The 4,330-nt window shown below is 52.1% G+C and carries 6 protein-coding genes; all 6 read right to left on the minus strand.

Going from position 1 to position 4,330, the window contains the following annotated elements:
* On the minus strand, positions 1–528 hold a 528-nt coding region (locus H5U36_09255), incomplete at its 3' end, for a trypsin-like peptidase domain-containing protein (GenBank protein ID MBC7218298.1).
* On the minus strand, positions 528–1,481 hold the full coding sequence (locus H5U36_09260; protein MBC7218299.1) for a hypothetical protein: 954 nt from the start codon (positions 1,479–1,481) through the stop codon (positions 528–530). The genes H5U36_09260 and H5U36_09255, both read right to left, overlap by 1 nt.
* Positions 1,478–1,933, minus strand: coding sequence for a zf-HC2 domain-containing protein (locus H5U36_09265; GenBank protein ID MBC7218300.1), 456 nt, complete (start codon positions 1,931–1,933; stop codon positions 1,478–1,480). The genes H5U36_09260 and H5U36_09265 overlap by 4 nt, the downstream gene beginning before the upstream one ends.
* A complete protein-coding gene (locus H5U36_09270; protein MBC7218301.1) occupies positions 1,908–2,510 on the minus strand; it encodes a sigma-70 family RNA polymerase sigma factor in 603 nt (200 codons plus the stop codon). The genes H5U36_09265 and H5U36_09270 overlap by 26 nt, the downstream gene beginning before the upstream one ends.
* 50 nt (positions 2,511–2,560) lie before the next feature.
* Complete coding sequence (locus tag H5U36_09275; protein ID MBC7218302.1) at positions 2,561–3,355, minus strand: stage 0 sporulation family protein; 795 nt, start codon at positions 3,353–3,355, stop codon at positions 2,561–2,563.
* Complete coding sequence (gene holB, locus H5U36_09280) at positions 3,352–4,326, minus strand: DNA polymerase III subunit delta' (GenBank protein MBC7218303.1); 975 nt, start codon at positions 4,324–4,326, stop codon at positions 3,352–3,354. The genes H5U36_09275 and holB overlap by 4 nt, the downstream gene beginning before the upstream one ends.
* Positions 4,327–4,330: the final 4 nt, after the last annotated feature.

A 4,330-nucleotide genomic window follows, 5' to 3' on the forward strand; every position in this document is an offset into this window, starting at 1 on the left:
CGTATGGGAAAGACCGTAGGGGTTTCCGATGGCGATGACGAACTCTCCAACCCGAGCCTTATCGGAATCTCCAAGAGGAATGGTGGGAAGATTATTCGCATCAATTTTCACCACGGCGATATCCGTGAGGGGATCAGCACCAACGACCTTTCCCTCGTACTCCTTGCCATCGATGAAAGTTACCTTAATTTCGCTCGCTCCATGAACAACGTGCTCATTGGTGAGGATGTACCCATCGGGACGGAACACAAAGCCGGTACCGATACCCCGCTGCGGGACCTGTCGCTCAAGCTCCGGGATGTCCCCAAAAAAGCGGCGGAAGAAGGGATCGCTAAAGAAGGGAGCAAGGGGGGAACGGAACACAGTGATTCGAAGGGTGTCAATATTCACCACCGCAGGACTCACTCGCTCAACGATATCTGCTACAATATCTGGGTTTTCAGGAATGGCTGATACCGCCCAGGCTACGCTACCCAAAAGGAGCAAAAGGAACACAACACTTCCTACTACAGGACGCATCCTCCGCATCATTTTCGACCTCCCCTTTCATTGAGTGATTGTAAAACTTTCTGTCCCAGGTGTGGGTCGAGCCCTCCAACAAGGAGGAAGTAAAACCCTCTCTTCTCCGCTGCCACCCTGGTTTTGCCCTTTTCCCGCGCGAACAGGAAGTACCGAAACGTATTTGACCCCGAAACCTGGAAGGGATACACGCTCTGGAGGAGAAGGAAGGACAGGAGACCATCACTGTACACGAAACCGTAGAACTGCTTTGTCCCGTCTTTGAGGAGATATGCCCGACGGAGCTGAAATCCCGGGGGAATGAAATCGGGAAGAAAAACTTCGCCGCGAAATCCAAGCGCCAGCGGTTCAGGTTGTGGAATCTTTTCCCTGAAGGACTCAAGGAGATGCAAAAGCGGTGCGATCCAGGAAAATTCAGGGGACGTGTCCCGGTACAAGAGCTTCCACTCCTCAAGAACCTCGCCTTGGGGTGCGTACACTCTCTGTCCAACGATGTCGCCTTCTTCCCCAAGGAGGAAAGAACACACCGCCTCCATGGTCCGCTTCGAGAAGAGGGTAAGTTCCCGCTCTCGGAGGTCAAAGAGGTAGTTTTCAAGGAGAAGCGGAATATCTTCTCCCTCAAAGGGGGCAAAGGGGAATTCAAGAATGGGGTATACGCTCTTTACCTCTTTACTCTTGAGGTCGACCACGTAGCGGCAATTTCCAAACCGCACGTTGACAGTGTCGTCCCTTCCCAGTTCCCTCCAAGCAAATCCCACACCCCGAAGGAAGAAAACCTCGACAAACCGCCTCTCCTCCGTGGTTCTGTCACTGAACTGCCATATTCCCCAGTAATCCCTCGCTACCGTCTGCTCATGCATTTGATGCAAAAGGGCCCGAGCTTCCTCGGGATTCAAAATACGGGCCTCACAGGGAAAAAGGGCCACCAGGAAAAGGAACACCAAAACCCAGAGCACCTTCATCGATAGTCACCGGTTACAAGCTCTATGGTTTCCACCCGGACCTTGGTTTGCGTCAGCACATCCCTACTAAAAGCGGTGAGCTGATCGGGACTGAGAATCTCCTCATCAAGGGAAGACCTCTGCCACCCCAGGACGAGAAGAATGGCCACAAAAAGGCCAAAAAGGAACACCAAGGCTAAGAGGGCTTTCCGAAGGCGGAAGGTACGCACCGTACTTCCAAAGGGAAATGCTACTCCAGGCACCGCGCTGGGAACCATTTGCCCAACCCTCTGCACCATGGTCTTGACCGCAGAAAGCTTCTCGTACTCTCTTCTGCAGCGAAGACAGACCCCGAGGTGTCTTGCCACTTCACGGTACTCCCAGGCTGGGAGTTCCCTGTCAAGGAAAGCCGAAAGTCTGCGGGAAACATCCCGACACCGCATGGCTTCATCCCCAAAGCTGAAGGAGCTCATCACCGTATGCCGCCTCAAGCATCTTCTTGACGTGCCTTCGAGCTCGATGCAGCCGAGAACGAACCGTCCCTATAGGGCAGCCAATTACTTCGCTTGCCTCTTCGTAGGAATACCCCATGATATCGCAGAGAACCATAACTTCTTTCATCTTCCCCGGAAGGCTCTCGATAGCCTTGTAGACATCCTTAATGACTTGGCGCTTTAAGGCAATCGTCTCTGGTCCTTCACCTTCGTACTCGAGCTGCTCCGCAAAGTCGTCCTCCTCTTCGTCTTCATCGCTCCGCCAAAAAACAGAAAAAAGCTTCAAAAGACGGTCTTTCTTCTCCCTCTGCCTGTGAATATTGAGAAGAATCGCAGAAACCCAGTTCTCAAAAGGATACCGGTCATCGAAACTATGGCGGTACTGGAAGGCCCGGAGAAAAGCCTCCTGCACGAGATCTTTTGCCCGTTCCGCGTTCCCCGTAAGGTAGTAGGCGAAGCGGAAGAGATTCGCTTCACACTCCTTTACCCGCTCCTCAAACCACAATCGTTCTTCCTCAAGGGTTCTACCCAGCGATACCGTATGCCCTTCTTCCATGTGTACCACCTTCCTACAGGAAATTACCTTCCTCCCCCAAACCAAGTTCCTTACAGGAAATACTTGTTGTACTCCTCCTCGGTAATCTCCACTTCTCTGCCGTCCTCGAGCTCAAGACGAATGCTGTCCTTGAAAACATTGACCTCTATAATTTTGGCAAGGCCCATAGGTGTAATGACTTTGCTCCCTTTCTTGGGGAAGCGGAGGAGAAGCCTCCTGTACAGCGGGTACTCGTACGCCAAGCAGCACATGAGACGTCCACACACTCCTGAGATCTTTGCCGAGTTCAACACGAGGTTCTGCTCCTTGGCCATACGTATGGAAATAGGGTCAAAGCTCGAAAGGAAAGCGCTGCAGCAGAGTTCCCTTCCACACATTCCGTACCCCCCAAGGAGCCGCGCCTCGTCCCGCACACCGAGTTGTCGCATCTCAATACGCGTCCGGAATATAGCGGCGAGATCCTTCACGAGTTGCCGAAAATCAACCCGCTCCTCAGCTCCAAAGTAGAAGACGAGCCTCCCCCGGTCAAGAGTATAGTGCACCTCAAGGAGCTTCATCGGAAGGTTATACTGAGCAATGAGCCTCCGAGCAATCTCGAAAGCATCTCTCTCTTTTTCCCTGTTGAGTTCCCACTGGATGAGGTCGTTTTCTGTTGCTTTCCGGAGAACGGGTTTGAGTTTCTCCGTAATTTCGGGGACAGCGATTTTCCGACCCACTTCTCCGAGCTCTAACCCAAGAACGGTCTCCACAACGCATTTTTCCCCAATCTCAAGGGTAAGGTTCCGAGGGTCAAAGTAGTAGAGCTTTGGGTTCTTCTCGAAACGCACTCCTACAATGGGTATCACGAGAGTTCACCTCGCAACTCCAAAAGGAAATGGAAGCAAGCAACATCCCAGTAGATATTGGCACGGATATCATCAAGGAATGTCCCCAAAATAGCAAGGGCTTTTCGGAGCGTCTGGGGACCCAAAGAGGCAAGCTCCCGGAGGAGAGCTCTATCCTCTTCGGGGAGAAGGGATAACTCCTTGTAACGCTCACCCAGGATATGGAAAAAGAGAGCATCCCGAAGGTAGTGAGCAAGAATGGAAAGCACCTGGGGCAAATCTTCTTTATGCTCGAAAAGCCACCGACCCGCCTCGAAAACATTGCCTTTCCGAATACTTTGCAGGAAAGTTCGAATCCCTTCCCCGAAATTCTCTTTTTGAACGCAACGGAGGGCCTCGCCAATGCTTCCTGAGGAGAAGAAAGCCGCAGCGTAAGCCTTCGAAGGTTCAACGTTCTCTTCCTCTATGAGGTATTCTGCAACAAGCCTTTCTGGAAGGGGGGAGAACACCAGGTGCTGACACCGGGAAAGAAGGGTCTTTGGAACAGCGGCAACCCGAGAGGTTACAAGAAAAAGAACAACTCCTTCAGGGGGCTCTTCCACAGTCTTCAGGAGACAGTTCGCCGCTTCTTCGGTAAGCTTTTCCGCCTCATCGATAATTCCAATCCTGAAAGGCGAGAGCACCCGTTTTAAGGAGAGGCGTTGCACAAGGTCACGAACTGCATCGATGCCAATGGAGCTTCCTTCCGGCCGGAGAAAGAAAAAATCTGGATGAGCAGAATGCTCAAAAAGGAGACAACTCTGACAGTGACCGCAAGCTTTCCCCTGCGGCTCAAGACAAAGAAGTGACCGGGCAACCACAAAAGCAAGTGTTCTCTTGCCTACTCCCGATGGACCGGAAAAAAGGTACGCATGGTGTACCTTCCCCAGAGAAAGAGCTCTCTGGAAGTACTCCTTTTGAAAAGCATGACCCCGGATACGTGACCAGACCATTCTC

The organism is Candidatus Caldatribacterium sp. (genome assembly GCA_014359405.1).
Taxonomy (GTDB): Bacteria; Atribacterota; Atribacteria; order Atribacterales; family Caldatribacteriaceae; genus Caldatribacterium; species Caldatribacterium oleiphilum.